Here is a 26,193-nt window from a genome sequence, read left to right as displayed (position 1 = left end):
CAACATCAAAACAAAGCGACAAACGGTAGTTTATTAGTTAAAAACCTGTCAACTTTGACAGTATTAAAATATACCTAGCGCAGTTAGTCTGACGAGACCATAAAACCATCTTTAACAAACACGCTCGCTCTAAAACAAACAAACTCCCTATCCGATTTTCCGAGCAACCCCACTTCGGGCATGTACCTTGCTACTCTCCAGCCAGGCCTCCGATCTGGAAACAAACATGCTCCACTCCCACCTCACCACCCTCAACGCCGTCTCGCTGGTGCTCAACACCTTCAAGGCCGAAGGCTTGTCGAGCGAGGCGCTGCTGGCCGGCAGCGGCATCAGTGCGGCGGATCTCAGCCGTGCCGACACGCGCATCACCACCAATCAGGAGATGCAGGTCTGCGCCAACGCAGTCGCGCTCAAACACGATATCGGTCTGGAACTGGGCCGGCGCATGCACGTTTCTTGCTACGGCATCCTCGGTTACGCCTTACTGACCTGTGCCACCTTCGGTGACGCTTTGCGGTTGGCGATCCGTTATCCGGCGCTGTTGGGAACACTTTTCGAACTGAGTCTTGAAGACGATGGCGAGCGCGTCTGGTTCGTCGCTGCCGATTATCGCGAGAGCCCGGCGATGGCGGTGTTCAACGCCGAGTTCTGCCTGGTGTCGCTGAAAGTCATTTGCGACGACTTGCTCGGGCATCCGCTGCCCTTGCTCGCCACGCGGTTCGAGCACGCCGCGCCGGACTATCGCGATAGCTATGCAGAACACTTCAACAGTGCGCTGCACTTCGCTGCCAAGGACAACGCCTTTGCCTTCGACCGACGCTGTCTCGACCAGCCACTGCCATTGGCCGACGCGATCACCCATCAAGCCATGGCCGAACGTTGCCGCAAGCAGAATCTTGAGTTCACTGGACGTCAGGCATGGCTGGGGCGCATCCGCCAATTGCTCAGCGCCCAACTGAACGCCGCGCCAGGGCTGGAGGGTTTGGCACAACAGATGAAATGCTCGCCGCGCACCTTGCGCCGGCATCTCAAGGACATGGGCAGCAGCTATCAGGAACTGCTCGACGAACTGCGCTTCGAGCGAGCCAAGCAGATGTTGTGTGAGGATCAATTGCCGATCTATCGCATTGCCGAAACGCTCGGGTTCAGCGAGACCGCCAGTTTCCGCCATGCCTTTGTGCGCTGGAGCGGCGTGGCGCCGAGCCAGTTCAGGGCCTGACGAAGGGGCGAATTGCGGTCAGTGTTTTTGGCCATATCCATCCCCTTTTGGCCTTTCCTGCCGTTTTCCGATTCGTCTTGTCCCGCAACACTGAGAGCAACCGAATCAGCCCTGCGGAGAACAACAAATGCTGACGATCTACTCGGACGATCACCACCTGCACCATGGCCGCTGCGAGCTCATCGATGGCCAGCTCAAACCGTGCTTCGAGATGCCGTCGCGCGCCGACCATGTATTGCAGCGCGTTAATAACCAGCGCCTCGGCCCGGTCGAGGCGCCGAAGGATTTCGGCCTGGAGCCGATCGCCCGTATCCATAGCCGCGACTATCTCGACTTCTTCAAAGGCGCGTGGGATCGCTGGACTGAATTCAACACCGACGGTGATCTGCTGCCCTACACCTGGCCGGCGCGCACCCTGCGTGCAATCAAACCGACCAGCCTGCATGGTCAACTCGGCTATTACAGCTTCGACGGCGGCGCACCAATCACCGCCGGCACCTGGCAGGCGGCGTACAGCGCGGCGCAAGTTGCCCTGACCGCACAAGCGCAAATCCAGCGTGGCGCACGCGCTGCCTTCGCCTTGTGCCGGCCACCGGGACATCACGCCGCCAGCGATCTGATGGGCGGTTATTGCTACCTCAACAACGCGGCCATCGCCGCGCAGGCGTTCCTCGATCAGGGCCACAAGAAGGTCGCGATCCTCGATGTCGACTATCACCACGGCAATGGCACGCAGTCGATTTTCTATGAGCGCAGCGACGTGCTGTTCACCTCGATCCACGGCCACCCGGAAGCGGAATTTCCGTTCTTTCTCGGTTACGACGATGAGCGTGGCGAAGGTGCCGGTGAAGGCTTCAACTTCAACTATCCACTGCCCGCTGGCTCCGGCTGGGACGTGTGGAGTGCGGCGCTGGATCAGGCCGGCGATGAAATCGACCGTTACGGCGCCGACGTCATTGTCGTGTCACTCGGCGTCGACACCTTCAAGGACGATCCAATCTCGCAGTTCAAACTCGACAGCCCGGATTACCTGGCGATGGGCAAGCGGATTGCGGCCCTCGGCAAACCGACGCTGTTCGTCATGGAAGGTGGCTACGCCGTGGAAGAAATCGGTATCAATGCGGTGAACGTGCTCGAAGGGTTCGAGCAATAAACGAACTCAATCCGGATAAACAAAACCAGACCCGCTCAGGCGGGTCTTTTTTTTGCCCGAAATATTTATCTACCGCACGCGTTCCACTGCCCGCCTCTACCTTGCCCCGAACCGTCGCCCTTTCGGCGAGCCCATCAGAGCAGGAGTTGCCCATGCCCGAAATCCCCTCGCCCAGCGCCGTCGATATCGTGACTCAACTGGTGACCGGCCCTTCGCTGCGAGAAGTCGCCTCGAAAACATTGCGCCCGACACTCAAGACGCTTTACCCGGACCTCGATCTCGACCCGCAATTGGCCATGGTCGTGAGACCCACCTGGGTCATTGAAGATGATCGCGTTGTCCCTGGCCGTCACCTGATCGAATCGCTGACCGACACGTTAGTACGCCTGAGCCTCTCCGGTACCACGGTGGCGTATATCGAAGGCGAACATTATCTGACCTTGCAGCCGGATCTGCCCTCAGCCATCCAGCTACCGGTGAAAATCAGCGCGATCGGCAAGTTGCTCAATGAGCTGGCGCCGTTGCTGTTCATTGCTTACAAGGAACACCAGGTCAATTACTGGGACGATTTCACTTACCCGGGACAACCACGCTGGCAGCAAATGTCGCAGGCCCTGCACAACCTATGGATGGTCGACGCGAATACTGGCTGGGATGCCGACCAGCGCGCCATGGTCGAGGCGGTCTACAAGCATCCGGACAAAACCCGGCGGCTGCCCGCCGACACCTACAAGACCCGCGCCTGCCTGATCGATCTGGACCACGGCGAAGGTGATGACCAGACCCACGTGACCCTGCTCGATACGGCAGTGCTGATCGGCACCGCCGGCGAGCGCACCCTGATCATGACCTACTCGGTGATTCAGGGATTCGAGAACTTCGAGTCGCTGGAAAAACTCGGTGCAGCCCTGCCGAGCCGTTATTGGAAAGGCGCCTCCGGTGCCGGCCTGAAATGGCGCCTGGTCGAACCGCAGGGCAATTTCTTCGACTATCAGGCCTGCACACTGATCGCCCTGGAAGCCGAGGCGCTGGGTGCGATCAATTTTTTCCAGGGCGCGAACGCCAGCAAGCATTACCCGCATACCGGAACTATTGGTAATCCTCGAGAGCCGACACCGCGCCTCAAACCCCATATCGATCGTCTGCGTCCGATGCTGCCAGCCTGGCTCGACAGCGCGTCCCCGGCCGACCAAACCCGTTACAGCCGGCACCTGCTGGACCTGACCGTGGTGCAGCATACAAACAAGGGAAAATCCTTCCAGAGCGAAGTCATCAGCCTGCAAGCCTTCACCCGTGATGCCTTGAAAAAACAGATGCTCAAGGATCATCCGCTGGCCGGCGAGGTGAAGATCGATGATATCGAAATCAGCATCACCAGCCTGGTGGTCTGGGGCACGTTCGTCTTGCCGGGCAATACCCAGACCCAGACGCTGTCGCTCATGGAGCTTGCCCTGCAGAACCTCGCGGGGCAGCCAATGGGCAATAAAACCGTACGTTACAAGGACGGCAGCGTGTTGCCTGAGTGGATGACCGCAAGCTACCTGGAACAACTGGTGAGCAGCGTCGATATCGGCAAGAGCTACCCGGCGTACCTGCAAAACCTGCTGGTCGACAACAGCGAGAAAGCGGCAGCGCTGCAAGGGCTATACACTAGCCAATTGCCCGTCGAGCTGCCGCTGCTGGCGTTGCAACACAAGATACAAGGCAAGGCCGGCATTACCGAGCAGGGTTACCGCTATGTCGTTGCCGCATTGGCCAGCAACGGCGATGAACGTCATGTCGATCGCGAAGAAATTGTCATTCGTCCGCTGGCGTTCAAGGCCCATCGCAGCCGTTCACAGGCGGATACCGTCAACAACATGTTCGTCATCGGCCCGCGTGAAGTGGATAAAGGACCGTGCGTGCTTTACCGGCCGCTGTTCGAAATGGCGCTGATGCAGTTTCCCTCCCATGCCAATCTGCTGTACGAGATCCAGCACTCGCAACCCCTGCGCGAGTCAGTGCTGGCCTGGTTGCCGGACGATGTGCGCTTCAATTACAGCCAGTTCGTCTTCACTGCCCGACTGCCTTCGGTCTGGACGATCCCGCAATCGCTGGTGAACCCCTTCACCGCCCTCGACATGTCCGGCCCCGTGGCACTGGCTGCAGCAACGATTGGATACGATGCACTGGCGACCCTGCACAACAGCAACGTGCAGGCTGTCATTACCCAGGCCGACCGCCAGTCCGTCTCTGATGCAGAGGCACGCTGGGCCACGCTCAAACACGGCGGCTGGATGATATTCAACGCAGCATTGCCGTTCCTCGGGCGTAGCGTCGGCACAGCCGCGTGGATATGGCAGATCATGGACGACCTGCAAGAGGTCAGTGACGTCGCCAATGAGCAGACCGGCAAGATCGCCTGGACAGCTCTGGCCGACATTCTTCTGGCGTTGGGCATGGTCCTCGCCCATCGCGCAGCGGTGGGTGACCAGCCAATCCGCGAATCGATCCCGCAGGAAGAACCCACTCCGACGGCCACACCCGACATCGTCGTCAGCAAACCGCTGCAGTTGGCGGACATCTCCAGCACCGCACTGCCCATCACGCATGAGAGGGTGGTCAACCCTTTCACTGCGCTGAAACGATCGCCCGTCGCACTGGCCGCGCTGCTCGACAGTTTCCAGATCGCCAAACCGAGAGGGATCGGCACTGCCGCCAGTGAGGGCACGCACAGGCACCTGTATCCACGTCAGCAACAATGGTTCGCCTCCGTGGGCCAACGCTGGTTCGAAGTCATCATCAATGACCACGCCGAGGTCCAGATCATCGACTCTCGCCAGAAACCGCCGCGTAACGGACCGCTGCTGTACCGCACCGCCGGCGGTGAATGGGTGATCGACCTTCGATTGCGCCTGCGAGGTGGCGGACTCGACAGCGCTCATCTGGAGGTTCAAGAGGTCAATAAAATGGACGCGATACAATTGACCGCCGACATCAGCGCTTTTGACGCCACGATGGAAGCCAAGAAGGTTCAACGTGACACCGACCACGACGCCTTTGATAAGGCGCTCCCCGAAGCCCGAGCGCAGGCCCGCCAGCAGTATCTGGCTACGCTCGAATCACAACGCAAGGCGTACGGTACGAGCGTCGAACAAATCAAGGCGCTGCATAAAGAACAACCCATTCCCAATTATCGGGAAGTGATGATTCAGCGACTGGAGATGCAGTTGTTTCTCGGCCAGGAATGGCTCGAGCTGCATTCCAGAGAGTTCCAGGCCAACCGGAACAAGATGGAGGTGATGCTTGCAAACGAAGCCGGTTTCGCGCCACAGGCGTTTGTTCAGATCTTCGAAGAAATGACCGATCAGGCCCAAGCCATCATAGAAAAAATGGAGCTGGCCGACACCCGCTTTGACGAATTGATGCCGTTTGGGAAAAAAGCAGTCGAGGTGGTTAAAAGCTATCGCAAGGCGTTGCCCAAATACGATCTGAACGATCTCAAACTTTTGCAGATAAGTCTCGGCCAGGAGATCTGCATCCAGGCACGTAACACCGCGGCTGGCGCCAACGCCTATCAGACACTGGCCAATCTCATCGAAGACGCTGCGTTGAGTATCCAGAGCACCCTGAACCTGACCGCCGATGAAAGCCTGGACAATCTGCGCGCACGCGCGGACGTCTTGAGCAATGTTGCCGAGCGGTTTTCCTCCATCGATCAACGCTTTGGCGATCTGCTCATCGACTACCCGGAACAGATCAACACCGGGCGACTGGCGCATGTGCGTAGCCGGGTAGTCGCGTTCAAAGCCCACACGGATAAAAAGCTGGTCGAGTGGCTGCGCTACAGGGACCTGCTGGAACCGGGACCTGGGTCTTCCAGAGCGAAATCTGCATCATCCTCGACGCGCCAGATCATCAAAACCAGATCCAGGGGCACGCTGGTCGGTGATCGCAAAAAGAGCCTTGAAAGTCAAGATACCGACCTGGTGGAAGTACGAACGACCCTGACGGGGGTCATTGCAACATTCAAGCAAGAGTCACCCGGTGTCTGGGTCGAGCAGCGCCCCCGAAAACCCAAGCCGCCCAAGACCGGCACCACCCTGAATAGTGCTATCCGGGGAGGCCAGGCCCTGCTCGATGGTTTGGCCGTATTCCACCGGCGTATCGAGGCTCAGCTCAAACGCGGGCCACGGATTCCCGTCGAGATCGAGGATCAATACCACATGCATGCCGCCACCTTGCGAGAGGCCAACGCGGATATCGATAAAGCATTGACCGCCAGCAATCTGACTGCCGACCTCAAAAAGCCAACCGAAGAACTCGGTCACAAGCTTGATGAGGCCGCTAACGCCCTTGACGAAAAAGGCACCAGCTCCCGGGTCAGGATGGTCAAGCAACAGCCACCGACGGCGGCCGGGGTCCAGTGGTTGAAAGAACAGGGTGAAGTGAGGACCTCACAAACCGTGCATCGACGCCGGCTCAAAGGTCCAGACCTGGGTTTCCTCGACGAGTACGAAATACGCGACGCTCACACCCACAAGGTCTTGTGCTACGCACATTTTCACTACAGCAGCGTGAAAGCCCCTGTCACGCCGTTTCCCCCAGGGCATATGAAAACCGTAGCTCAGCGACTTATGGGCGGGGCCTATGAGCCCCGGTTTCTCAGCAATCAGGCGCTGATCGAAATCCATCGAAGCGGTATATCCGACAAGTCTGCGCGAGCGCTGTTTCTCACACCTGCCACGCCTGCCGCAACCGGATCAACGCCGCTTTGATCGCCGGTTCAGGGACTGCAGCAAAACCCAGCACCAACCCGGCGCGCTGGTTCAGAGGCGTGGTGGAATCAGGCAGCCAGTAGCTGCTCAAGCCGTTGATCTCCACATCGACGCCGGCAGCCTGCGCAATCAGTTGCTGCTCACGCTCGATGCTGTTTACGGCCACGGTCAGATGCAGCCCGGCCGAGACGGCGGGCAAGTCGCCCACACCGGCAATGGTGGTCGGCCAACCTTCGAGCAAGGCATTGCGACGGCTCAGGGCGGCGCGGCGCATGCGTCGGATATGCCGCTGGAAGTGTCCCGCCGCCATGAACTCGGCCATCACTGCCTGGGTACTGACCTCGGAATGCCGGACATCGACGGCCCGGCGTTGCGAGAAGGCATCGACCAACGCCGGGGGCAGCACCAGATAACCGAGGCGCAACGCCGGGAACGCAACCTTGCCAAAGGTGCCGACATACAGCACCCGCCCCTGTCGATCGAGTGCCGCCAAGGGTGCCAGCGGCGCACCGGTGTAGCGGTATTCGCCATCGTAGTCATCCTCGACGATCCAGCCTTGAGTGCGCTCGGCCCAGGCGAGCAGTTCGAGGCGTCGGGCAAGGCTCATCACCACGCCGGTCGGGTACTGATGAGAGGGCGTCACATAGGCCACCCGACAATCGCCGGTGGTCGACAACGCCGAGCAGTCCATGCCCTCCTCGTCCACGGCAATCCCGTGCAAACGACCTCCCGCCACCGCGAACGCATGACCAGCGGCGCGATAGCCCGGATTTTCGATCGCCACGCCATCGCCCGGCTCCACCAGTAACTGTGCACAAAGGCTAATGCCTTGCTGTGCGCCGCTGGTGATCACAATTTGCTCAGGGGAACACTGCATGCCACGCGAACTGCGCAAATAGGCAGCGATCATTGCACGCAGGCGCGCATCGCCGGACGGATCGCCGTAACACAGTTGCTCCAGATCCGGTTTGCGCCAGAAAGCCGCATTCAGCTTGGCCCACACTTCGAACGGGAACAGATCAAACGCCGGAACACCCACCCTGAACGCTCGCGGCGGACCACTCGGTGGCCGAGCCAAATGGTTCTTTTCGATGCGCGAAAAAGTCTCGCTGTGGATAACTTTACTGGATGGAATCACAGGTAAATCCAGCCAATTTGTGGATAAGGCTGTGGGTAAGCCTGTTGAAAACCCTGTGGATACTTTTGTGGATAATTTTTCCGCCGAGGCCGCTACTGGCATCAATTGGGCGACGTAAGTTCCATCCCCCACCCGACCTTCAATAAAGCCTTCGGCATACAGTTGATCGTAGGCGCGCACCACGCTGTTGCGGGAGATCCCCAACGCCGCCGACAGATCGCGACTGGCCGGCAACCGCGTACCACTCGCCAACCGCCCATCCAGCACCCGCAGACGCAAAGCCTGATAGAGCTGACGACTCAAACCCTGACGGCGATCAAGCTCGATACCCGCAGGGTTGAAGGGCATGGATAGCGTCGGCGAATCGGTCATGACAATGGACCTATGAAATTGCTCATCAATGGCTCTTACAACAGACCAATAGCCTGCCTACGATGCAGGCATTCGCCAAGGAAAATCTGTCCATGTACACGCCACGCGCCTTTGCCATCGAAGACCTGTCCCAATTGCACGAACTGATCCTTGCTACTCGCCTCGCCATTCTGGTGACCCACGGCGAAAGTGGCTTGCAGGCCAGCCATGTGCCGGTGCTGCTGCATTGCGAACAAGGTGAGTACGGCACGCTGTACGGGCACCTGGCCCGCGCCAATCCACAGTGGAAAGACCTGCGCGACGGCGCCGAAGCCATGCTGATCTTCGCCGGCGCCGATGCCTACGTCAGCCCGGGCTTTTACCCGAGCAAAGCCGAGCACGGCAAAGTTGTGCCGACCTGGAACTACATCGCCGTGCACGCCTATGGTCACGCCGAAACCTTCAGCGATGGTGGGCGTTTGCTCGACATCGTCAGCACCCTCACCAACCGCCATGAGGCCGGTCGCGTGCAACCGTGGTCAGTCGACGATGCGCCCGCCGATTACATCGACGGCATGCTCAAGGCCATCGTCGGTTTTGCCATGCCCATCGACCGGCTCGAAGGCAAGCGCAAACTCAGCCAGAACCGCAGCGCCGAAGACATTGCCGGCGTGCGCGAAGGCCTCGCTGCCAGCCCGGAAATCAATGATCAAACCCTCGCCCGATTGATGCGCTAAGGAAATCACCATGAGTCAGATCGACATTCGCCAGGTCAGCGCCGACGACCACGCCGCGTGGCTGCCGCTGTGGCAGGCTTACCTGCGTTTCTACAACACCGAACTGCCGCAAGCGGTGACGCAAAGTACCTGGCAGCGTTTTCTCGACCCGAGCGAACCAACCCACGCAGCATTGGCGTGGGCCGACGGTAAAGCCGTGGGCATGGTGCATTACATCTACCATCGCTCGAACTGGAGCATCGAAAACTCCTGCTACCTGCAGGATCTGCTGGTGGCGCCCGAGACTCGCGGCAGCGGTGTTGGCCGCCTGTTGATCGAACACGTTTACGCCACAGCCAAGGCTGACGGCTGCTGCAAAGTGCACTGGCTGACCCACGAAACCAACGCCACCGCGATCCAGCTCTACGAGCGCATCGCTGAACGCCCGGGCTTCATCCAGTTTCGCAAAGCCATTTAAGGAGACGCATACATGACCACTTCACTGGCTGACTGGAAAGGCGCCCCCGCCCCCACCGCCACGCTGCTCGAAGGTCGCTTCATTCGCTTGGAGCGACTCGACCCGGCGCGCCATGGCGACGAATTGTTCGCCGCCCTCGAAGGCCCCGGCGCCGACCCGAAACTCTGGGATTACTTGCCCTATGGACCTTTTCCGGAACGCCGCACTTTCGACGCTTGGCTGAACAACCACGCGGCCGCCAGCGACCCGTATTTCTTCAGTGTTATCGACCGCGCGACCAATCAGGTGCAAGGCATTCTCAGCCTGATGTCGATCGTCCCGGCCCAGGGTCGCATTGAAATCGGCCACGTCACCTTTGGCGCGCCGATGCAGCGCTCGCCGAGAAGTACCGAAGCGGTGTACCTGTTGGCCAGACACTCCTTCGACCTTGGCTACCGCCGCCTCGAATGGAAATGCAACAACGGCAACGCCCGCTCCAAGTACGCCGCCGAACGTCTGGGTTTCAGCTTCGAAGGCGTGTTCCGTCAGCACATGGTCGTCAAGGGGCAGAACCGCGACACTGCGTGGTATTCGATTCTGGATGGAGAGTGGCCGGCGATTGCGGCAGGTTTCGAGCAGTGGCTGTCGGATGAAAATCAGACGTCCGACGGGCAGGTGAAAGGCTTGGTTGAGTGCCGTTCCTGATTATCTAAAAAGCGGAAGATCGTCCGAAGGCTCGGGCCGCGTTCGGACGATCTTTTGATCTGTTTTCAGCCCAGTTTTTGCGCCAGCACCGCAATGTGTTCCGGCCCGATCCCGCAGCAACCACCCAAATGGCTGGCACCGCGCTGCTGCCAGTCAATTGCCCAGTGCAAGTAACCCGGCGGATCAAGATCCTCGCGCAGCGGATCGAGTCCGTCATTGGCCGTGGCTTCTTTTGGTTGAGGCGGAAACGCATTGGCGTAAGCGCCAATCTTTATCTTCACCCCTAGACGCTCGAAGGTGTCACGCGCGGCATCAATCGCGGCACCGATCACTTCCGGCTGGCTGCAATTGAACAGCAACGTCTCGACGCCCAACTCAGCCGCGACCGCAGCGGCTTCGGCAACTGGCTCTCCAGAGCGCAGGCGTGGCACTTCATCGGTGTCTTCATCCTTCAAGGTGAACGACAGCCAGAATGGTTTGCCATCCTTCGGCAACCCGGCGTGAATGGCTCGCGCCTCGATGATCGAACTCTGGGTTTCCGCCAGCCACAGATCAACGTGGGGGGCCAGGCCATTGACCAAGGGCGCCAGTAACTCGGTCACTCGGGCGGCCTCGAACAGATCCGGACGATAGGAGCCAAACAGCGGCGGCAATGAGCCAGCAACCCGCACGGATTTCCCCGAGGCTTGCACCGCACGTCGCGCCAACTCACCGGCCAACGCGGCCAGCGCCTGCCCCTCAGCGGCGAAGCGCTCCTCACCAATATGGAACGGCACCACGGCATAACTGTTGGTGGTAATCACATTGGCGCCACTGACGATATAAGCGGCGTGTACCGCTTCGACCGCTTGCGGTGCTTCGCTCAACGCCAGCGCCGACCACTCCGGCTGGCGAAATGGCGCCCCGGCGCGCTGCAATTCACGGCCCATGCCGCCATCGAGAATAATCGTGCTTCCTGCGCCCATATGCTTTTCACTCATATGCTTATGAAAATAACTCACTATCAGAGTCGTTCTTATAACTATTTAATACGCACCATCCGGTTAATAACAACCTCTTTTTTGCTCAGGGATCGACTGTGAAATTTCAACCGCTAATGGCCCTGGGCCTGACCATTCTGGCCGCCTCCACGCAAGCCTTTGGTGGCACCACGCTGGACCGTATCGAGCAAAAGAAAGAACTGGTCGGCGTGCTGATGGAAAGCTATCCACCGTTCTCGTTTCTCAATGACCAGAACCAGCTTGATGGCTTCGACGTTGATGTCGCCAAAGCCGTGGCTGACAAGTTAGGCGTCAAGCTGCGACTGGAAACGCCGTCCTGGGACGTCATTGCCGCCGGCCGCTGGAGCGGGCGCTACGATATCTGCATCTGCTCGATGACACCGAGCAAGGCCCGCGCCGAAGTGTTCGATTTCCCGGTCGAGTACTACGCTTCGCCGGCAGTTATCGTGGTCAACGCCAAGGATGAGCGGATCCACGACGCCAAGGATCTGAGCGGCAAAAAAGTCGGCCTCACCAGCGCGTCCAGTTACGAAAGCTATCTGAACAAGAACCTGGTCATCGAAGGCGCCGAAGACACGCAGTTGCAGTACCCGTTCGACGATGTGCAGATCGCGCCGTACGACACCGACAATGTCGCCTTCCAGGACTTGGGCCTGGGCGCCGGCGTGCGCCTGGATGCGATCCTCACCAACCTCGTCACCGCGCAGCCACGCCTGAATGAAGACAAACGCTTCAAACTGGCCGGCGCGCCGCTGTATTCGGAGCCGAACTCGGTGGCCATCGAAAAGGGTGATGCGCAATGGGACGCCAAGGTGCGTGAAGTCTTCGCGCAACTGAAACAGGACGGCACCCTGAGCCAGCTGTCGCAGAAATGGATCGGCGCTGATATCAGCCAATGACTTCTTTCCCGACACCTCCACAGCGACCGCAACCGGTGGCTGAATCACGCCTGCAACGCTTGTTCGGTTTTCGTACGCGGCTGTACCTGACCTGGGCAACGCTGTTCTGCCTGTTCGCCGGGTTCTTCCTGAGCTTCGACCTGAAGTTCTCGATCATCCTCGACAAACTGCCCAATCTGCTTGGCCTGCACCTGGCGCCCAATGGCTTTTTGCAAGGCGCGGCGCTGACGCTTTTCCTGTGTCTGTGCTCGATTGTCGCCTCGTCCCTGCTGGGCTTCATCACGGCATTGGCACGCCTGTCGAAAAGCGCGGTGGCGTTCGGCATCGCCAGTTTTTACACCTCGTTCTTTCGCGGCACGCCACTGCTCATCCAGATCCTGCTGATCTACCTGGGCTTGCCGCAACTGGGCATCGTGCCTGGCGCCATCGTCGCGGGCATCATTGCCCTGTCGTTGAACTACGGTGCTTATCTCAGCGAAATCTTCCGTGCCGGCATCCTCGGTGTCGACCACGGCCAACGCGAAGCTTCGCTGGCACTGGGGATGCGCGAGACGGTGATTTTCTGGCGCATCACCCTGCCGCAAGCCATGCGCACGATCATCCCGCCCACCACCAACCAATTCATCTCGATGCTCAAGGACTCGTCGCTGATTTCGGTGATGGGCGTCTGGGAAGTGATGTTTCTCGCCCAGTCATACGGGCGCTCAAGCTACCGCTACATCGAAATGCTGACGACGGCGGCGATCATTTACTGGCTGATGTCGATTGGCCTGGAGTTGATTCAGGCGCGGATGGAGCGGCATTACGGCAAGGCTTACGTGCGGCGGAGCTAGGGGGATCGGCACCTTGCGGGCTGCGTCGGGTTTCAATTGGTCTCTCGGCGTACCCGCACAACGCCCATTTTCAGGCCAAACGGACGAAACACTGCATTCAACGATTTAAGTGTCTGGTTGCCCTCGCCGTGTTCAATATGCACCAGCGTGCGCACCGATATTTTGCACATCTTCGCAAACTGGGTCTGATGCAGACCGGTCACTTCCACGCGCAAACGGCGAACGGCTTCACCGATCTCCAGTGTCCCTTGGGCCAGCGCCTCTTGAATGCTTTCGATGAGCACCGTGCGCTCAGCTACCGTCATGCTCATTGCAGATCCCACTCTTTCAAGCGTTGCTCCAGATTTTTCAGATGAATGCCTGGGTGGTTCATGGTTCTGTCGGGCAAACCACTGGCCGTCAATATGTCTGGCAGCGCCGCCAGACGTTGGGCATCTTCGCGCAATCGTTCGAAAAGAGCCGGCGCATCACATAGCGCTGCCAGTGGGTCATCCGGTTCAGCAATGTCCGCCAATGCGCGGCAAACTCCACGCCAATCGACGTCTCCCGCTCGCTCCAGATCTCTTGGCCACTTGGTCGTGCGGGTCACGCCCTCGTCATCCATGACCATAGGTGCCAAGTCATAAATCGGCGCCAGGCGAAAGTTGTTTGCCTGACGAATGATCGCGGTGTTATGACCATGGTTATCCGAGTTACCAAGGATTTTGTTGATCAGATCCCGGCGTAAGTAGTCGGTCACAAGAGCGGGTATCTGACTGGCCTGCCCTGCTCTGCGCCAGAGGCCGGCGAGCATGTGGATGACCTCCATATGGTTCATCGCACTTCCCGGTGTCGACACTTGAGCCAGCGAGTAAATCGATTCGACAGCCAAGCGGCTTACCTCGCCATCGCTCACCTTGCGATCAAAACGCTGCATCCACAAACTTGGCTTGTTCGCTTCTTCCAGCGCCAAGCCTTCGGCCGCGATCGTTTCAATGCCGAGTTTCTGAAGCGCCTTGTAGTAATGAAATTCGCTTCGCAGGATGTCTTGATCGGTCAGACCGCCTCTGTTTCTGGCAAATTTCACAAACCAGTGCTGTCTGACTTTGTCGTCATCCAATACGGCATCGGGATATAGGAGACCAGACTTGTTCTCGGCCAATAAAAGCTTCGGCGCTTCACCACCCGCGCCGGTAGCTCCACTGATTGCCGCACCCAGCTCATAGGCATATTCGAGAAAGCGGTTGTCACGCTGGATGACATCCTCACGCTTGAATCCGATTGGCTTGCGCTCATCGATCACCTCGGCCGACTCTTTTATGCGCATATTGCCGATGGGGGCTGGCGTGCTGCGACCGAGCAGATATAAATCGGCGCTGATGTTCGCCGGTTTTTCTTGACCTAGACGCGCAAGCAAAAAGCGTTTGGCTGCCCCTGCGGGAGCAATGTCGTGCACAAATGCCGGCGTTTTGGAACGATGGCCGTCCCAATCCAGTGGGTACAACGCACTGACGGCCTTGGAAAACGCAGAGCCCATGGCGTCAATATTTTCAGCAAGGTAGGTCGTCTCGTAACCAAAACTGCTGCGACTCTCGAAACCCTTATCAGGATCGTCGAAGCTCAGAATCATCGCGTCTTGCCATTTACCCGCCGTGAATATCTGTAAGGTCAGGTCATACATGCTTTCTCACCTGCATTTAAATGCATTCAACAGAGCTTTTGTTGCTGATAGATGCAATATAGTGCATTTCAAGCCCAGCAGAACGTCTAAATCTGCAACAAAATGCAGATTAATCACTGAGCTATCAGATCTGAATGCAAAACAATGCAGACAAGCCATCGACATCATTCTGTAAAAACCCTTCGCTATACAGGACGGCCTGCTTATAACAAAAAGGCCGTCCGACCATGCCGTTCCCGCCTCAGCGCCTGTCCCTCGCCATTGTCCTGTTGATCGCTGCTACATCGGCAAACGCTAAAACCGTGCAGATCGACACCGCCACCACTGCAGCGCAAACGCTGGGCGGCAGTGACACGTTGACGATTTCCGCGCCGGGCAGCATCACCAACAGCGGCAAGGCTGTGAGCCTGAAAGACAAGACCAGTGGTGCGGGTGTGGTGATCGATAACGCCGGCAAAATCGTTTCCAGCGGTGGCCGGGCCATCGACAGCAGCGGCGACCTGACCCAGGCGCGCAACTACACGATCTACAACCGCAGCGGCGGGCGGATTCTCGGCGCCAACGACGCGTTGCGTATCGACAGCAACTTCGTCAGCGGCAGTCTGTTGATCGACAACAGCGGCGTGATTCGCTCCACCACTGGCCAGGGGCTGGACCTCGATGCGCTACGCAGTGACGGTGTGAAGACCACCATCATCAACCGCGCTGGCGGGCTGATTCGCGGTGACGCCAGTGACGGCATAAAGACCGGCGCCAATGCGACGATCAGCAACTATGGCGAGATTTCCACCGGCGACTCGCACAATGCCGACGAGAAGTTCGACGGCATCGATATCGACTCCGCGAGCGGTGTCAGCGTGACCAACTACGGGGTGATTTCCGGTGGCCGGCACGGCGTCACCACCGATCTTGGCGCGACGCTGGTCAACTACGGGCAGATCACTGGCCGCAACGGTTCGGGTTTCGGCTCCGACGGCGATGGCACGGTGATCAACCACGGCACCATCACTGGCGCTTACTCAGGCTTGCAAGCAAACGGTGATGGCGATGGCGTGGACATCGACAAGATCGCCCATATCGAAAACTACGGGACCATTCAGGGCGTCGGCGCCGGCGGGGTGGACAAGGGCGGTTTCGCCAATGGCAGCGAAGGTATTGCCCTCGGCGGTGGCTACATTCTCAACGCCAGCGGCGCTTTGATCAGTGGCGCCGACAGCGCCATTCTGGTCGACGATGGCAGCGGCGGCTCGGGACTGGCGGCGACCACGCTGGAGAACTTCGGCACGATTCAAGGCCTCAACGGTTTCGGCGTGAAGCTCGTCGGTGAATTCGCCGACAACGTCATCAACGCCGGCACGATCAGTGGCAGCAATGGCCTGGCGCTGGATCTGGGTGGCGGTAACGACAGCCTGACCTTGCGCAACGGCAGTCGCTTTGTCGGCGTGGTGGATGGCGGCAGCGGTTATGACCGTGTGGTGATGGATGACGCGGCCGGTGGCAGCTTCGGCGCCAGTCGCAACTTCGAATGGCTGGAGGTCAAGCAAGGCGCGTGGACGCTGACCGGCCATGACGATTTCAGCGATGGCGGCGCAGTGCGCAACGGCGCGACACTGCTCAACCAAGGCCGCATCGCCGGCAACCTGAGCGTCGACGCCGGCGGTGTGTATGCCGGTGGCGGTTCGGTGGGTAGCCTCACTGTCAACGGTACATTGCGCACCGATACCAGCCTCGGCCGCGCCACGATTGTTCGCGATTTGACCATGGGCAGCACCGCCACCCTCGCCTACGGCGTCAACGCCGATGGCAGCAGCGTGCCGGTACAGGTCGGCGGCATCGCCAATCTCAACGGCGCAACGCTTGCGGTGAATCCCGGCAGCGGCAACTATCCATGGCAGAGCCACTACACCGTGCTGCAAGCGGCACAGGTCAACGGCACCTTCGGCAAGGTCAGTAGCGACTACGCGTTCCTGACGCCGACCCTCGCCTACACGCCAACCCAAGTCGACCTGACCTACACCCGCAATGACGTGGCGTTCAATGAGTTCGCCGCGACCGGTAACGCCAGCAACGCCGCCAACAGCCTCGCCTCGATCGGTAAAAACAATGCGTTGTACAACGCCCTGCTCAATACCAGCCAAAGCAGTGCCGGCGCGGCGATCGAGCAACTGGCCGGTGCCAGCAACGCCAACCTGACCAGCGCCACCCTCGGCGCCAGCAGTCAGGTCGGCACCAGCATGCTCTCGGCGATGCAGCAAATGGGCGGCAGCCCGGGATTGATGGTCGGTCTCGATCAGGGTGACACCCCCGTGCTGGCGGCCAATGGCGTGCCGTCCGAGGCGCGTAATCTGAACGATCCGAATGCGCGCGGCCGGCTCTGGCTGCAAGGTATCGGCGGCTACGGCAAGCTCGATGGCGAACACGGCAGCAGCGGTCTGGAACAACGCACCAAGGGCAGCGTGCTGGGCGCCGACTGGTCACTGAATCCGGCGTGGCGCCTGGGCGTACTGGGCGGCTATTCGAAAACCGATCTGGACGCGACCGGCGTCGACGGCAACGTCGAGAGCTGGCACGCCGGCGTCTATGCGTTGCATCAGAACGGCCCGATCTCGCTGCGTCTCGGCGCGGCGTACAGCGGCCATCAAGGTGAAAGCAAACGCACCATCGCCTTCAATGGTTTCAGCGACCGTCCGAAGGGCGATTACGACGCCGACAGCCAGCAAGCCTTCGCCGAAATCGGCTACGCCATGGGCAGCGGCCGGCTCAGCGCCGAGCCGTTTGCCAGCCTCGGCTATCAGCGCTACCACCGCGACAGCTACAAGGAAAAAGGTGGCGCCGCCGCGCTGCAAGTCGACGGCCAGATCCAGGACAACTTCAGCAGCACCTTCGGCCTGCGCCTGGCGCACTTGAGCAGCCTGGACAACGGCATGAGCGTGACCCCACGCATGGCCGCTGGCTGGAAACACACTTACGGCGATGTCAGCAGCTCGACGCGTCAGGCGTTTGTGACCGGCGGCACGGCCTTCAGTGTCGATGGCAGCTCGCTGGATCGTGACAGCCTGGTACTCGAAGCCGGGCTGGATGTGGGGATTTCCGCGCGGCACACGTTAGGCGTGGGATACAGCGGTGAGATCGGCAGCAACAGCCGCCATCACGGGCTGATTGGGCAGTGGCAGATGAGCTTTTGAGGGTTGAACAGCCGGCGGGGTCTTGAATGGTTGTAGGAAAAAGGACCGCGTTAGCCGAGTAAAAATCCTGGTTGCGGATCTTGCGGTCATTTTCTACAAAACGATCCGATGTCGCCTGCAAGCCTGCGGGAAGCAGCCGACATCGGATTTTTGGGTGCATCAATAGAGTTGGGTCTCTTTTCAGAAAAGGCCTAACCTAATGCCCTGTCAACACACTTTAAAACCAAAACACTTGGCTTTGGCCATTTCGCTGGCGCTGGCTTGTGTAGAGTTTGCCAACGCTCAGCAATCCTCTGAAGTCGCTGATTCAACCGCAGTAGTGAATGCCACTGAATTACCCGAAACCAGCGCTAAAGAAATGGCGCTTGAACGACTCAAGGGATTTCTCACCGACCCAAGTACGGTACCCATCGCTTTTAAAACCGCTGAAGAAACGTTTAAAGGTACCGCTGTAAACGATCTGATCACGCTCACGGACGGCGCAAGCTTTACCGGCCTGCTGGATGGTGGCGAGGGAGATAACGTCCTGTTCCTGGATGCAGCGGCAGGCGGCGAGCTGAAAGACACGCGTAATTTCAACGGGCTGTTCGTCAGCCGGGGCGAATGGACGCTGAGTTCGAAGGCAGACTTCAAGGAAGGCGTGCTGGTGAACAGCGGTAGCGCTTTGGCCAACCAGGGGAGCATCAAGGGCGACGTCTATGTCGAAAGAGGTGGCAGCTTTGCAGGTAAAGGCGCTGTGGGGAGCCTGGAGGTGGCCGGCCTGCTCACCGTCAACGGGGTACTAGGCAGCCCGCGCGTGAAAGGCGACTTGCGCTTGTCCCCAACCGCCGAACTGGCTTATGAGGTCACGCCCAGTGGCAGTCAAACGATCAAGGTCGAAGGCACTGCCAGGCTGGAAGGTGCAACCCTGAACGTCGTTGCCGTTCCAGGTGAGTATCCGCAAAGTCGTCAGTACAAAATCATCGAAGCCGGCAAGGTAGAAGGCGAATTCGGCAAGGTCCTTAACAACCTCGCCTTTATGACCGCCACACCTCAATACAACAAAAAATCCGTCGGGCTGACTTACGCCCGGAACGGTGAGCCGCTTGCGAGCGTTGCCACGACAGACAACGGTCGTGCAGTTGCCGACAGCATTGTCGAACCACAAACGCCTGCGCCATTCGCAACGCCAACACCATTGACGGCATCCGCACCAGTTCCAGTTCCGCCATCGGCGCCGACTCTCGTTGCAGAGTCCGTCGCATCGCCAATGCAGGACGAATCTCTTACTGCGCAAGTTAACGAGGCCGTCGAACAGTCCGCCCCTGCGCCACTAAAACCCACAAACGCAGCAGTTGCCGCACTACTGACCAGCGACAAAACCACCGCCCCCATCGCCATCGAACAACTCGCCGCCGGCAGCAACGCCAATCTCGCCAAAGCCACCCTGAGCAGCATCACACCCGTGAGTGCGAGCATGCTCTCGGCCATGCAGCAACTGAACAGCCGTTACGGCTCTGCGTACGGTTCCGGCAACTCACCGCGTCAGGCCGCTGGCGCTGCCGATTCCGGCCGGGTGTGGATTCAGGCGCTCGGCCATGGCGGCAAGGTCGATCGCGAGTTCGACAGCACCCTCAAACACGCCACTCAAGGTCTGGTCATGGGCGCCGACTGGCGGCTCGATGAGCAATGGCATATCGGCCTGATCGGCGGTAAATCGCAGACCAGACTGGACGCCCGGCAATACGATGGCGACCTCGACAGCTGGCACCTCGGTGCTTACGCCGTGCGTCAGGACGGACCATTCTCACTGCGTCTCGGGGCGACCTACGCCAGCCATGACGGCGACAGCAAACGTCGGGTGGCCTTCAACGGGTTCAGCGACCGCCTCAAGGGCAGCTACGACGCCAACACCCAGCAAGCCTTTGCCGAACTGGCGGTCAATGTCGGCCGCCACAACGCCACGCTCGAACCGTTTGCCAGCCTCGGCTATCAGCGCTACCAGCGCGACAGCTACAGCGAAAAAGGTGGGGATGCGGCGCTGAAAGTCTTTGGGCAAACCCGCGACAACCTCAGCAGCACCTTCGGTCTGCGTACGGCAAAAATCAATCGACTGGATAACGGCATGACATTGACGCCGCGCTTCAGTGCCGGCTGGAAACACACCTTTGGCGAGATTGAAAGCGACACCCGCCAGCAACTGGTCAAGGGTGGCAAACGCTTTGAGGTTGCCGGTGCAGCGCTGGATCGAAACAGCCTGTCGGTGGATGCCGGCCTCGATCTGGGGCTTTCAGCCAATCACACAGTCGGCGTTGGTCTCACCGGAGAAATGGCCACTGACAGCCGCACTCACGGCGTGATGGGCCAATGGCGCATGGCGTTCTGACGGATTGAACATCGTCACTGTGGGAGCGAGCCTGCTCGCGAATGCGATCTGTCAGTTGAATAAATATCGACTGACACTCCTCTTCGCGAGCAGGCTCGCTCCCACCCTGGCCTCATGTGATGCAGACAAATTCCGCATGAAAAAAAAGGGGAGCACATGCCCCCCCGAGGTTTAAAGCGTTGGATCGCGGCCGTTATCTCAGCCTTCGATCTCGATCAGAATTTCGCCCGGATTGACCCGATCACCCTTGACCACATGAATCGCGGTGACCTTGCCGGCGATGGCGGCCTGGACTTCGGTTTCCATCTTCATCGCTTCGGTGATCAACACAGCCTGGCCGGCCTTCACGGTGTCGCCTTCCTTGACCAGCACATCAACGATGTTGCCCGGCATGGTGGTGCTGACGTGGCCCGGTGCCGAAGCTTGCTTACGCTTGCTGCTGCCACCGCCGACGAATTCGTTGAGTGGCTCGAACACCACTTCTTCCGGCATGCCGTCGATGGACAGGTAGAAGTGACGCTTGCCTTCAGCCTTGACGCCGACACCGGTGATGTCGACGCGGTAGGTTTCGCCGTGGACGTCGATGACGAACTCGGTCGGCACGCCTTCGCCGCCCGCCGAAGCCACGCTGCCCGCCTCTGGAATCGGCAGCAGCACTTCCGGCGTGAGGGTGCCGGCGGCACGCTCTTCAAGGAATTTGCGGCCGATGTCCGGGAACATGGCGAAGGTCAGCACGTCTTCTTCCGACTTGGCCAGTGCACCGATATCGGCACGCAGCTTGGTCATTTCCGGCTTGAGCAGATCGGCCGGGCGCACGTCGATGACTTCTTCGCTGCCGATGGCCTGACGACGCAGTTTTTCGTTGACCACGCCTGGCGCCTTGCCGTAGCCGCCTTGCAGGTAGAGCTTCACTTCGTTGGTGATGGTCTTGTACCGCTCGCCGGCCAGTACGTTGAAGAACGCCTGGGTGCCAACGATCTGCGAAGTCGGGGTCACCAGCGGCGGGAAGCCAAGGTCTTCACGCACACGCGGGATCTCCGCCAGCACTTCGCCCATGCGGTTGAGTGCGCCCTGCTCTTTCAACTGGTTGGCAAGGTTGGAGATCATCCCGCCCGGCACCTGGTTGACTTGCACGCGGGTGTCGACGGCGGTGAACTCGCTTTCAAACTGGTGGTACTTCTTGCGCACGGCGTAGAAGTACAGGCCGATCTCCTGCAGCAGTTCGAGGTTCAGGCCGGTGTCGAACTCGGTACCCTTGAGCGCAGCGACCATCGACTCGGTGCCCGGGTGGCTGGTGCCCGACGCGAAGCTGGAGATCGCGGTGTCGATGTGGTCGGCGCCGTTTTCAATGGCCTTGAGCTGGCACATGGTCGCCAGACCGGCCGTGTCGTGGGAATGGATGAACACCGGCAGCGATTGCTCGGCTTTCAGTGCGCGAACCAGTTCACCGGTGGCGTACGGGGTCAGCAGACCGGCCATGTCCTTGATCGCCACCGAGTCGCAACCCATGGCTTCCATTTGCTTGGCTTGTGCCACAAACGCATCGATGGTGTGCACCGGGCTGGTGGTGTAAGCGATGGTGCCCTGGGCATGTTTGCCGGCCGCTTTCACCGCTTCGATGGCTACGCGCAGGTTACGCACATCGTTCATCGCGTCGAAGATTCGGAACACGTCGATGCCATTCACCGCAGCCTTGGCGACGAAGGCTTTGACCACGTCGTCGCTGTAGTGGCGATAGCCCAACAGGTTCTGGCCGCGCAGAAGCATTTGCAGACGTGTGTTAGGCAGCGCCGCGCGCAATTGGCGCAGACGCTCCCACGGATCTTCTTTGAGGAAGCGGACGCAGGCGTCGAACGTCGCGCCACCCCAGCATTCCAGCGACCAGTAGCCGACTTTGTCGAGCTTGTCGCAGATCGGCAGCATGTCTTCGGTGCGCATGCGGGTGGCGAGCAGCGATTGGTGAGCGTCGCGCAGGATGGTATCGGTGACAAAGATCTTCTTGGACATTGTTGTATTCCTCACAGGCCTGCGTGGGCGGCGATGGCGGCGGCGATGGCCAGGGCCAGCTCTTCGGGTTTGCGCTTGATCGAGTAGTTGGTCAGTTCCGGGTGGCTTTCAACGAAGCTGGTATTGAACTGGCCGCTACGGAATTCCGGGTTGCGGAGGATTTCCTGGTAGTACGCGGCGGTGGTCTTTACACCCTGCAGACGCATGTCATCCAGCGCACGCAGGCCACGATCCATCGCCTCTTCCCAGGTCAGTGCCCACACAACCAGCTTCAGGCACATCGAGTCGTAGAACGGCGGGATGGTGTAGCCGGTGTAGATCGCTGTATCGGTGCGCACGCCCGGACCGCCGGGGGCGTAGTAACGGGTGATCTTGCCGAAGCTCGGCAGGAAGTTGTTCTTCGGGTCTTCGGCGTTGATGCGGAACTGCAACGCGAAACCCCGGTGCTGAATGTCTTCCTGCTTCACCGACAGCGGCAGGCCGGAGGCGATGCGAATCTGCTCGCGAACGATGTCGATCCCGGTGATTTCCTCGGTGATGGTGTGTTCCACCTGCACCCGGGTGTTCATCTCCATGAAGTACACCTCGCCCTCGGCGAGCAGGAACTCCACGGTGCCGGCGTTCTCGTAACCCACAGCCTTGGCTGCACGCACCGACAGGTCGCCGATGTAGGCGCGTTGCTCTGGAGTCAGCTGCGGGCTCGGAGCGATTTCGATGAGCTTCTGGTTGCGACGCTGGATCGAGCAGTCACGCTCGAACAGGTGCACGACGTTGCCGAAGCTGTCGCCGAGAATCTGCGCTTCGATGTGCTTGGGGTTGACGATGCATTTTTCCAGGAACACTTCGGCAGAACCAAACGCCTTGGTCGCTTCGGAAATCACCCGAGGGAAATTCTGTTCGAGTTCTTCGCGGCTGTTGCAGCGACGGATGCCGCGACCGCCACCACCCGAGGTGGCTTTGAGCATGACCGGGTAACCGATGCGGTCACCTTCGACCAAAGCTTCTTCGATATCGGCCACGTTGCCTTCGGTGCCCGGCGTCACCGGTACGCCGGCCTTGATCATGCTGCGGCGCGCTTCGGTCTTGTCGCCCATGCGGCGAATGACTTCTGCCGACGGACCGATGAATTTGATGCCGCGTTCGGCGCAAATGTCTGCCAGCTCGGCGTTTTCCGACAGGAAACCGTAACCTGGGTGCAGCGCATCGCAGCCGGTTTCAACCGCCAGGTTCACCAGCTTGCGCGGGTTCAGGTAACCGGCCAGTGGCTCGGCTCCGATGCTGTGGGCCTCGTCCGCACGCTTCACATGTAACGCATGACGGTCGGCGTCGGAAAAAATCGCAACCGAGCGAATGCCCATTTCGGCGCAGGCTCGCACGATTCGTACGGCAATCTCACCACGGTTGGCGATCAGGATCTTTGTTATCACTTGGAGGTTCCCTTGAGCCGGTGGCACCACGACCTGCTAGACCCAGGTCGACGCGTGACCAAATGTTTCAATTTAGTCGCAGGTCCACACTAGCGCTCATGAGGGATTAACAAAAATGAATAAAAATTGGGTCAGCCATAAGTAAAGACTTATAGTTAAATGATCAGCCTGCCGACAGAGCCTATAAGAAATGCGTAAGTCCTTGATGCGTATGACATTGCGTCAGTTGCAGATCTTCAACGAAGTGTGTGATTTACGCTCTTACAGCCGCGCAGCCGAGGAAATGTCCCTCACACAACCGGCCGTCAGCCTACAGATTCGTCAGCTCGAAGAGCTGATCGGGCAGCCATTATTCGATTATGTCGGCAAAAAACTCTACATGACCGAAGCCGCTGAAGCACTTCAGCGTGCCAGCCGAGACATTTTCGGGCGCCTGGAAAACCTCGATATGCAGCTGTCGGACATGCAGGGCTCACTGCAGGGTCAGCTGAAACTGGCAGTGGAATCCAGCGCCAAATATTTCGTCCCGCACCTGTTCGCCGCGTTCAAGCGCCAGCATCCGGAAGTGAACCTGCAACTGACGGTGGTCAACCGTGGCCAAGTGATTCGCAGGCTGTCGGACAACCGCGACGACTTGGTGATCATGTCGATGGTGCCGCAGGACATGGGTCTGGAGTTCCTGCCGTTCCTCAACAACCCGATTGTTGCCGTGGCGCGCCCGGATCATCCATTGGCACACATGGGCCCGCTGCGTTTGCAGGACCTTGAACCCTACACGCTGCTGATCCGCGAGCCCGGCTCGGGTACGCGACTGGCCTGCGAAGAGTATTTCAAAGAGAAGCGCGTGCACTTTACCCAAACGCAAGAAGTGGCCTCGGCCGAAGCTCAGCGTGAATGCGTGCAGGCGGGTCTGGGCCTGGCGCTGTTAACGCGCCATGCCCTGAACCTGGAGCTGGCGACCGGCGGACTCGTCGAGCTACCGGTCGAGGAACTGCCGTTGCTGCGTAGCTGGTGCCTGGTGCAAGCGAAAGCGAAACGCCTGTCACCGGTGGCGCACGCCTTCCTGGCGTTCATTCGCAGCGAACGCGTACAGATCAGCGCGCTGGTTGAGCGCTTCGACGGGAAGCTGCGGGCGCTGCCTGCCAGTGAGTGATCTCGGGAAAGTCGCCGATTTCGGCCTGAAGCTGGCGGAGTTCGAAGCGATCTTCGATAGCGCGGCGAAACTCCATGCGGCGCTGGTCTTCCTGCTGACGACGGGTTTTCGCGGCGCTGTTGCGTTCTTCGTAGGGCTGAGCCATTTCGAGTCTCCCAAGGCGATGACGGGAGTTTCACGATAGGCGCGAGGGATGACGGTTTGATGAAAGTAACCGTCGTGAAGCAAAAGATCGCAGCCTTCGGCAGCTCCTACATTGACCGTGCAGGAGCTGCCGAAGGCTGCGATCTTTTGTTCTTAATCATCCAGGGCTTTGGCGGCTTTGGGCGACAAGCGCAAGCTGCGCAGACTGCGCTTCACGCTCTTGAGGTGATTAACCAGGCTCGGCCCACGCGCCATCGCCACGCCCATCGCCAACACATCAATCACCACCAGATGCGCAATACGCGAAGTTAGCGGTGTATAGATTTCGGTGTCTTCATGCACATCGATCGCCAGATTCACGGTCGACAATTCGGCCAACGGCGTCTGGCTCGGGCACAGGGTAATCAGCGAAGCGCCGCTCTCACGCACCAGATTGGCGGTGATCAGCAGATCCTTGGAACGCCCGGACTGCGAAATACAGATCGCCACATCAGTCGGTTTCAACGTCACCGCCGACATCGCCTGCATGTGCGGATCGGAATACGCCGCCGCCGTCAGCAGCAAACGAAAGAACTTGTGCTGCGCATCCGCTGCCACCGCGCCCGAGGCACCAAAGCCATAGAACTCGACCCGCTGCGCCTGCGACATCAGTGTCACAGCACGCTGCAACTCGACCGGGTCGAGCTTCTCGCGAACCTCCATCAAGGTGTGCAACGTCGTATCGAAAATCTTCAGGCTGTAATCGGCGACCGAGTCATCTTCATGGATCGCGAACTGGCCGAAGCTCGCACCGGCGGCCAGGCTTTGCGCCAGCTTGAGTTTCAGATCCTGAAAACCGGAGCAGCCGATGGCGCGACAGAAGCGCACGATGGTCGGCTCGCTGATGCCGACGCTGTGGGCCAGGTCGGCCATGGAACTGTGCATCACCGCCGCAGGGTCAAGCAGCACGTGGTCGGCGACCTTGAGCTCCGACTTGCGTAACAGGTGACGTGACTGGGCGATGTGTTGCAGCAGATTCAAGGG

General features: G+C 59.5%; 19 protein-coding genes. 11 read left to right on the top strand and 8 right to left on the bottom strand.

Annotated features, from left to right (window positions below):
- Positions 1–226: 226 nt before the first annotated feature.
- The 3 genes from ACIF4X_RS13555 to ACIF4X_RS13545 all read left to right on the top strand — a co-directional run bounded on the left by ACIF4X_RS13555 (position 227) and on the right by ACIF4X_RS13545 (position 7,129).
- Positions 227–1,219, top strand: coding sequence for an AraC family transcriptional regulator (locus ACIF4X_RS13555; protein ID WP_397482523.1), 993 nt, complete (start codon positions 227–229; stop codon positions 1,217–1,219).
- A gap of 127 nt (positions 1,220–1,346) precedes the next feature.
- Entirely contained in the window at positions 1,347–2,372 is a 1,026-nt protein-coding gene (locus tag ACIF4X_RS13550; RefSeq protein WP_397482522.1) for a histone deacetylase family protein, read from the top strand.
- 152 nt (positions 2,373–2,524) lie between these two features.
- On the top strand, positions 2,525–7,129 hold the full coding sequence (locus ACIF4X_RS13545; protein WP_397482521.1) for a dermonecrotic toxin domain-containing protein: 4,605 nt from the start codon (positions 2,525–2,527) through the stop codon (positions 7,127–7,129).
- On the opposite strand, the gene ACIF4X_RS13540 is transcribed toward ACIF4X_RS13545, so the two are convergent.
- On the bottom strand, positions 7,086–8,639 hold the full coding sequence (locus tag ACIF4X_RS13540) for a PLP-dependent aminotransferase family protein (RefSeq protein WP_397482520.1): 1,554 nt from the start codon (positions 8,637–8,639) through the stop codon (positions 7,086–7,088). The genes ACIF4X_RS13545 and ACIF4X_RS13540 overlap by 44 nt on opposite strands.
- Before the next feature lie 92 nt (positions 8,640–8,731).
- Between ACIF4X_RS13540 and ACIF4X_RS13535 the strand changes: the two genes are divergently transcribed.
- The 3 genes from ACIF4X_RS13535 to ACIF4X_RS13525 are packed head-to-tail and all read left to right on the top strand — an operon-like array spanning position 8,732 to position 10,496.
- Positions 8,732–9,355, top strand: a complete 624-nt coding sequence (locus ACIF4X_RS13535) for an FMN-binding negative transcriptional regulator (protein WP_397482519.1) — start codon at positions 8,732–8,734, stop codon at positions 9,353–9,355.
- A 10-nt stretch (positions 9,356–9,365) separates the two neighbouring features.
- Entirely contained in the window at positions 9,366–9,812 is a 447-nt protein-coding gene (locus ACIF4X_RS13530) for a GNAT family N-acetyltransferase (RefSeq protein WP_397482518.1), read from the top strand.
- A gap of 12 nt (positions 9,813–9,824) precedes the next feature.
- On the top strand, positions 9,825–10,496 hold the full coding sequence (locus tag ACIF4X_RS13525; protein WP_397482517.1) for a GNAT family N-acetyltransferase: 672 nt from the start codon (positions 9,825–9,827) through the stop codon (positions 10,494–10,496).
- Between the two features lie 65 nt (positions 10,497–10,561).
- Here ACIF4X_RS13525 and ACIF4X_RS13520 read toward each other — a convergent pair whose 3' ends face one another.
- The gene (locus ACIF4X_RS13520) at positions 10,562–11,461 is read right to left on the bottom strand and encodes a homocysteine S-methyltransferase family protein (RefSeq protein ID WP_397482516.1); all 900 of its coding nucleotides are present in this window, start codon (positions 11,459–11,461) and stop codon (positions 10,562–10,564) included.
- A 113-nt stretch (positions 11,462–11,574) separates the two neighbouring features.
- On the opposite strand from ACIF4X_RS13520, the gene ACIF4X_RS13515 reads away from it, so the two are divergent.
- Positions 11,575–12,396 carry an ABC transporter substrate-binding protein gene (locus ACIF4X_RS13515; RefSeq protein ID WP_397482515.1) on the top strand — a complete coding sequence of 274 codons (822 nt, stop codon included), beginning with the start codon at positions 11,575–11,577 and terminating at the stop codon, positions 12,394–12,396.
- On the top strand, positions 12,393–13,229 hold the full coding sequence (locus ACIF4X_RS13510; protein ID WP_397482514.1) for an amino acid ABC transporter permease: 837 nt from the start codon (positions 12,393–12,395) through the stop codon (positions 13,227–13,229). Before ACIF4X_RS13515 ends, ACIF4X_RS13510 begins: the two co-directional genes overlap by 4 nt.
- Before the next feature lie 32 nt (positions 13,230–13,261).
- Here the strand turns inward: ACIF4X_RS13510 and ACIF4X_RS13505 are convergent, their stop codons facing one another.
- The gene (locus tag ACIF4X_RS13505; RefSeq protein ID WP_095119746.1) at positions 13,262–13,540 is read right to left on the bottom strand and encodes a helix-turn-helix domain-containing protein; all 279 of its coding nucleotides are present in this window, start codon (positions 13,538–13,540) and stop codon (positions 13,262–13,264) included.
- Positions 13,537–14,889 (bottom strand): type II toxin-antitoxin system HipA family toxin, encoded by a 1,353-nt coding sequence (locus ACIF4X_RS13500; protein ID WP_397482513.1) that lies wholly within the window; start codon positions 14,887–14,889, stop codon positions 13,537–13,539. The genes ACIF4X_RS13505 and ACIF4X_RS13500 overlap by 4 nt, the downstream gene beginning before the upstream one ends.
- Positions 14,890–15,116: 227 nt before the next feature.
- Between ACIF4X_RS13500 and ACIF4X_RS13495 the strand changes: the two genes are divergently transcribed.
- Positions 15,117–18,074 (top strand): autotransporter domain-containing protein, encoded by a 2,958-nt coding sequence (locus ACIF4X_RS13495; RefSeq protein ID WP_397482512.1) that lies wholly within the window; start codon positions 15,117–15,119, stop codon positions 18,072–18,074.
- Positions 18,075–18,273: 199 nt separating this feature from the next.
- Positions 18,274–20,439 (top strand): autotransporter domain-containing protein, encoded by a 2,166-nt coding sequence (locus ACIF4X_RS13490; protein ID WP_397482511.1) that lies wholly within the window; start codon positions 18,274–18,276, stop codon positions 20,437–20,439.
- A 198-nt stretch (positions 20,440–20,637) separates the two neighbouring features.
- Here ACIF4X_RS13490 and oadA read toward each other — a convergent pair whose 3' ends face one another.
- Positions 20,638–22,446, bottom strand: a complete 1,809-nt coding sequence (gene oadA, locus ACIF4X_RS13485; RefSeq protein WP_397482510.1) for a sodium-extruding oxaloacetate decarboxylase subunit alpha — start codon at positions 22,444–22,446, stop codon at positions 20,638–20,640.
- A gap of 11 nt (positions 22,447–22,457) precedes the next feature.
- Complete coding sequence (locus ACIF4X_RS13480) at positions 22,458–23,873, bottom strand: acetyl-CoA carboxylase biotin carboxylase subunit (protein WP_053125176.1); 1,416 nt, start codon at positions 23,871–23,873, stop codon at positions 22,458–22,460.
- 190 nt (positions 23,874–24,063) lie between these two features.
- Between ACIF4X_RS13480 and ACIF4X_RS13475 the strand changes: the two genes are divergently transcribed.
- Complete coding sequence (locus ACIF4X_RS13475) at positions 24,064–25,026, top strand: LysR family transcriptional regulator (RefSeq protein WP_038359429.1); 963 nt, start codon at positions 24,064–24,066, stop codon at positions 25,024–25,026.
- Here ACIF4X_RS13475 and ACIF4X_RS13470 read toward each other — a convergent pair.
- Together ACIF4X_RS13470 and hexR are read right to left on the bottom strand one after the other, a co-directional pair.
- Positions 24,968–25,171 (bottom strand): PA3496 family putative envelope integrity protein, encoded by a 204-nt coding sequence (locus tag ACIF4X_RS13470; protein WP_008078845.1) that lies wholly within the window; start codon positions 25,169–25,171, stop codon positions 24,968–24,970. The genes ACIF4X_RS13475 and ACIF4X_RS13470 overlap by 59 nt on opposite strands.
- A 152-nt stretch (positions 25,172–25,323) precedes the next feature.
- Complete coding sequence (hexR, locus tag ACIF4X_RS13465; RefSeq protein WP_007912071.1) at positions 25,324–26,190, bottom strand: transcriptional regulator HexR; 867 nt, start codon at positions 26,188–26,190, stop codon at positions 25,324–25,326.
- Positions 26,191–26,193 lie beyond the last annotated feature (3 nt).

Origin of the sequence: Pseudomonas sp. NPDC085632 (assembly GCF_044541255.1) — a bacterium.
Lineage (GTDB): Bacteria > Pseudomonadota > Gammaproteobacteria > Pseudomonadales > Pseudomonadaceae > Aquipseudomonas.
The sequence above is the reverse complement of the archived record's forward strand: the minus strand, read 5'-3'. Positions and strand labels throughout refer to the sequence as shown.

What these genes read in the sequence shown, in the direction of transcription:
- ACIF4X_RS13550 (WP_397482522.1), top strand. Translation starts at nt 1,347, where the DNA reads ATGCTGACGATCTACTCGGACGATCACCACCTGCACCATGGCCGCTGC.
- oadA (WP_397482510.1), bottom strand. Translation starts at nt 22,446, where the DNA reads ATGTCCAAGAAGATCTTTGTCACCGATACCATCCTGCGCGACGCTCAC.
- ACIF4X_RS13555 (WP_397482523.1), top strand. Translation starts at nt 227, where the DNA reads ATGCTCCACTCCCACCTCACCACCCTCAACGCCGTCTCGCTGGTGCTC.
- ACIF4X_RS13505 (WP_095119746.1), bottom strand. Translation starts at nt 13,540, where the DNA reads ATGAGCATGACGGTAGCTGAGCGCACGGTGCTCATCGAAAGCATTCAA.
- ACIF4X_RS13490 (WP_397482511.1), top strand. Translation starts at nt 18,274, where the DNA reads ATGCCCTGTCAACACACTTTAAAACCAAAACACTTGGCTTTGGCCATT.
- ACIF4X_RS13530 (WP_397482518.1), top strand. Translation starts at nt 9,366, where the DNA reads ATGAGTCAGATCGACATTCGCCAGGTCAGCGCCGACGACCACGCCGCG.
- ACIF4X_RS13545 (WP_397482521.1), top strand. Translation starts at nt 2,525, where the DNA reads ATGCCCGAAATCCCCTCGCCCAGCGCCGTCGATATCGTGACTCAACTG.
- ACIF4X_RS13520 (WP_397482516.1), bottom strand. Translation starts at nt 11,461, where the DNA reads ATGGGCGCAGGAAGCACGATTATTCTCGATGGCGGCATGGGCCGTGAA.
- ACIF4X_RS13470 (WP_008078845.1), bottom strand. Translation starts at nt 25,171, where the DNA reads ATGGCTCAGCCCTACGAAGAACGCAACAGCGCCGCGAAAACCCGTCGT.
- ACIF4X_RS13540 (WP_397482520.1), bottom strand. Translation starts at nt 8,639, where the DNA reads ATGACCGATTCGCCGACGCTATCCATGCCCTTCAACCCTGCGGGTATC.
- ACIF4X_RS13495 (WP_397482512.1), top strand. Translation starts at nt 15,117, where the DNA reads ATGCCGTTCCCGCCTCAGCGCCTGTCCCTCGCCATTGTCCTGTTGATC.
- ACIF4X_RS13475 (WP_038359429.1), top strand. Translation starts at nt 24,064, where the DNA reads ATGCGTAAGTCCTTGATGCGTATGACATTGCGTCAGTTGCAGATCTTC.
- ACIF4X_RS13535 (WP_397482519.1), top strand. Translation starts at nt 8,732, where the DNA reads ATGTACACGCCACGCGCCTTTGCCATCGAAGACCTGTCCCAATTGCAC.
- ACIF4X_RS13500 (WP_397482513.1), bottom strand. Translation starts at nt 14,889, where the DNA reads ATGTATGACCTGACCTTACAGATATTCACGGCGGGTAAATGGCAAGAC.
- ACIF4X_RS13525 (WP_397482517.1), top strand. Translation starts at nt 9,825, where the DNA reads ATGACCACTTCACTGGCTGACTGGAAAGGCGCCCCCGCCCCCACCGCC.
- ACIF4X_RS13510 (WP_397482514.1), top strand. Translation starts at nt 12,393, where the DNA reads ATGACTTCTTTCCCGACACCTCCACAGCGACCGCAACCGGTGGCTGAA.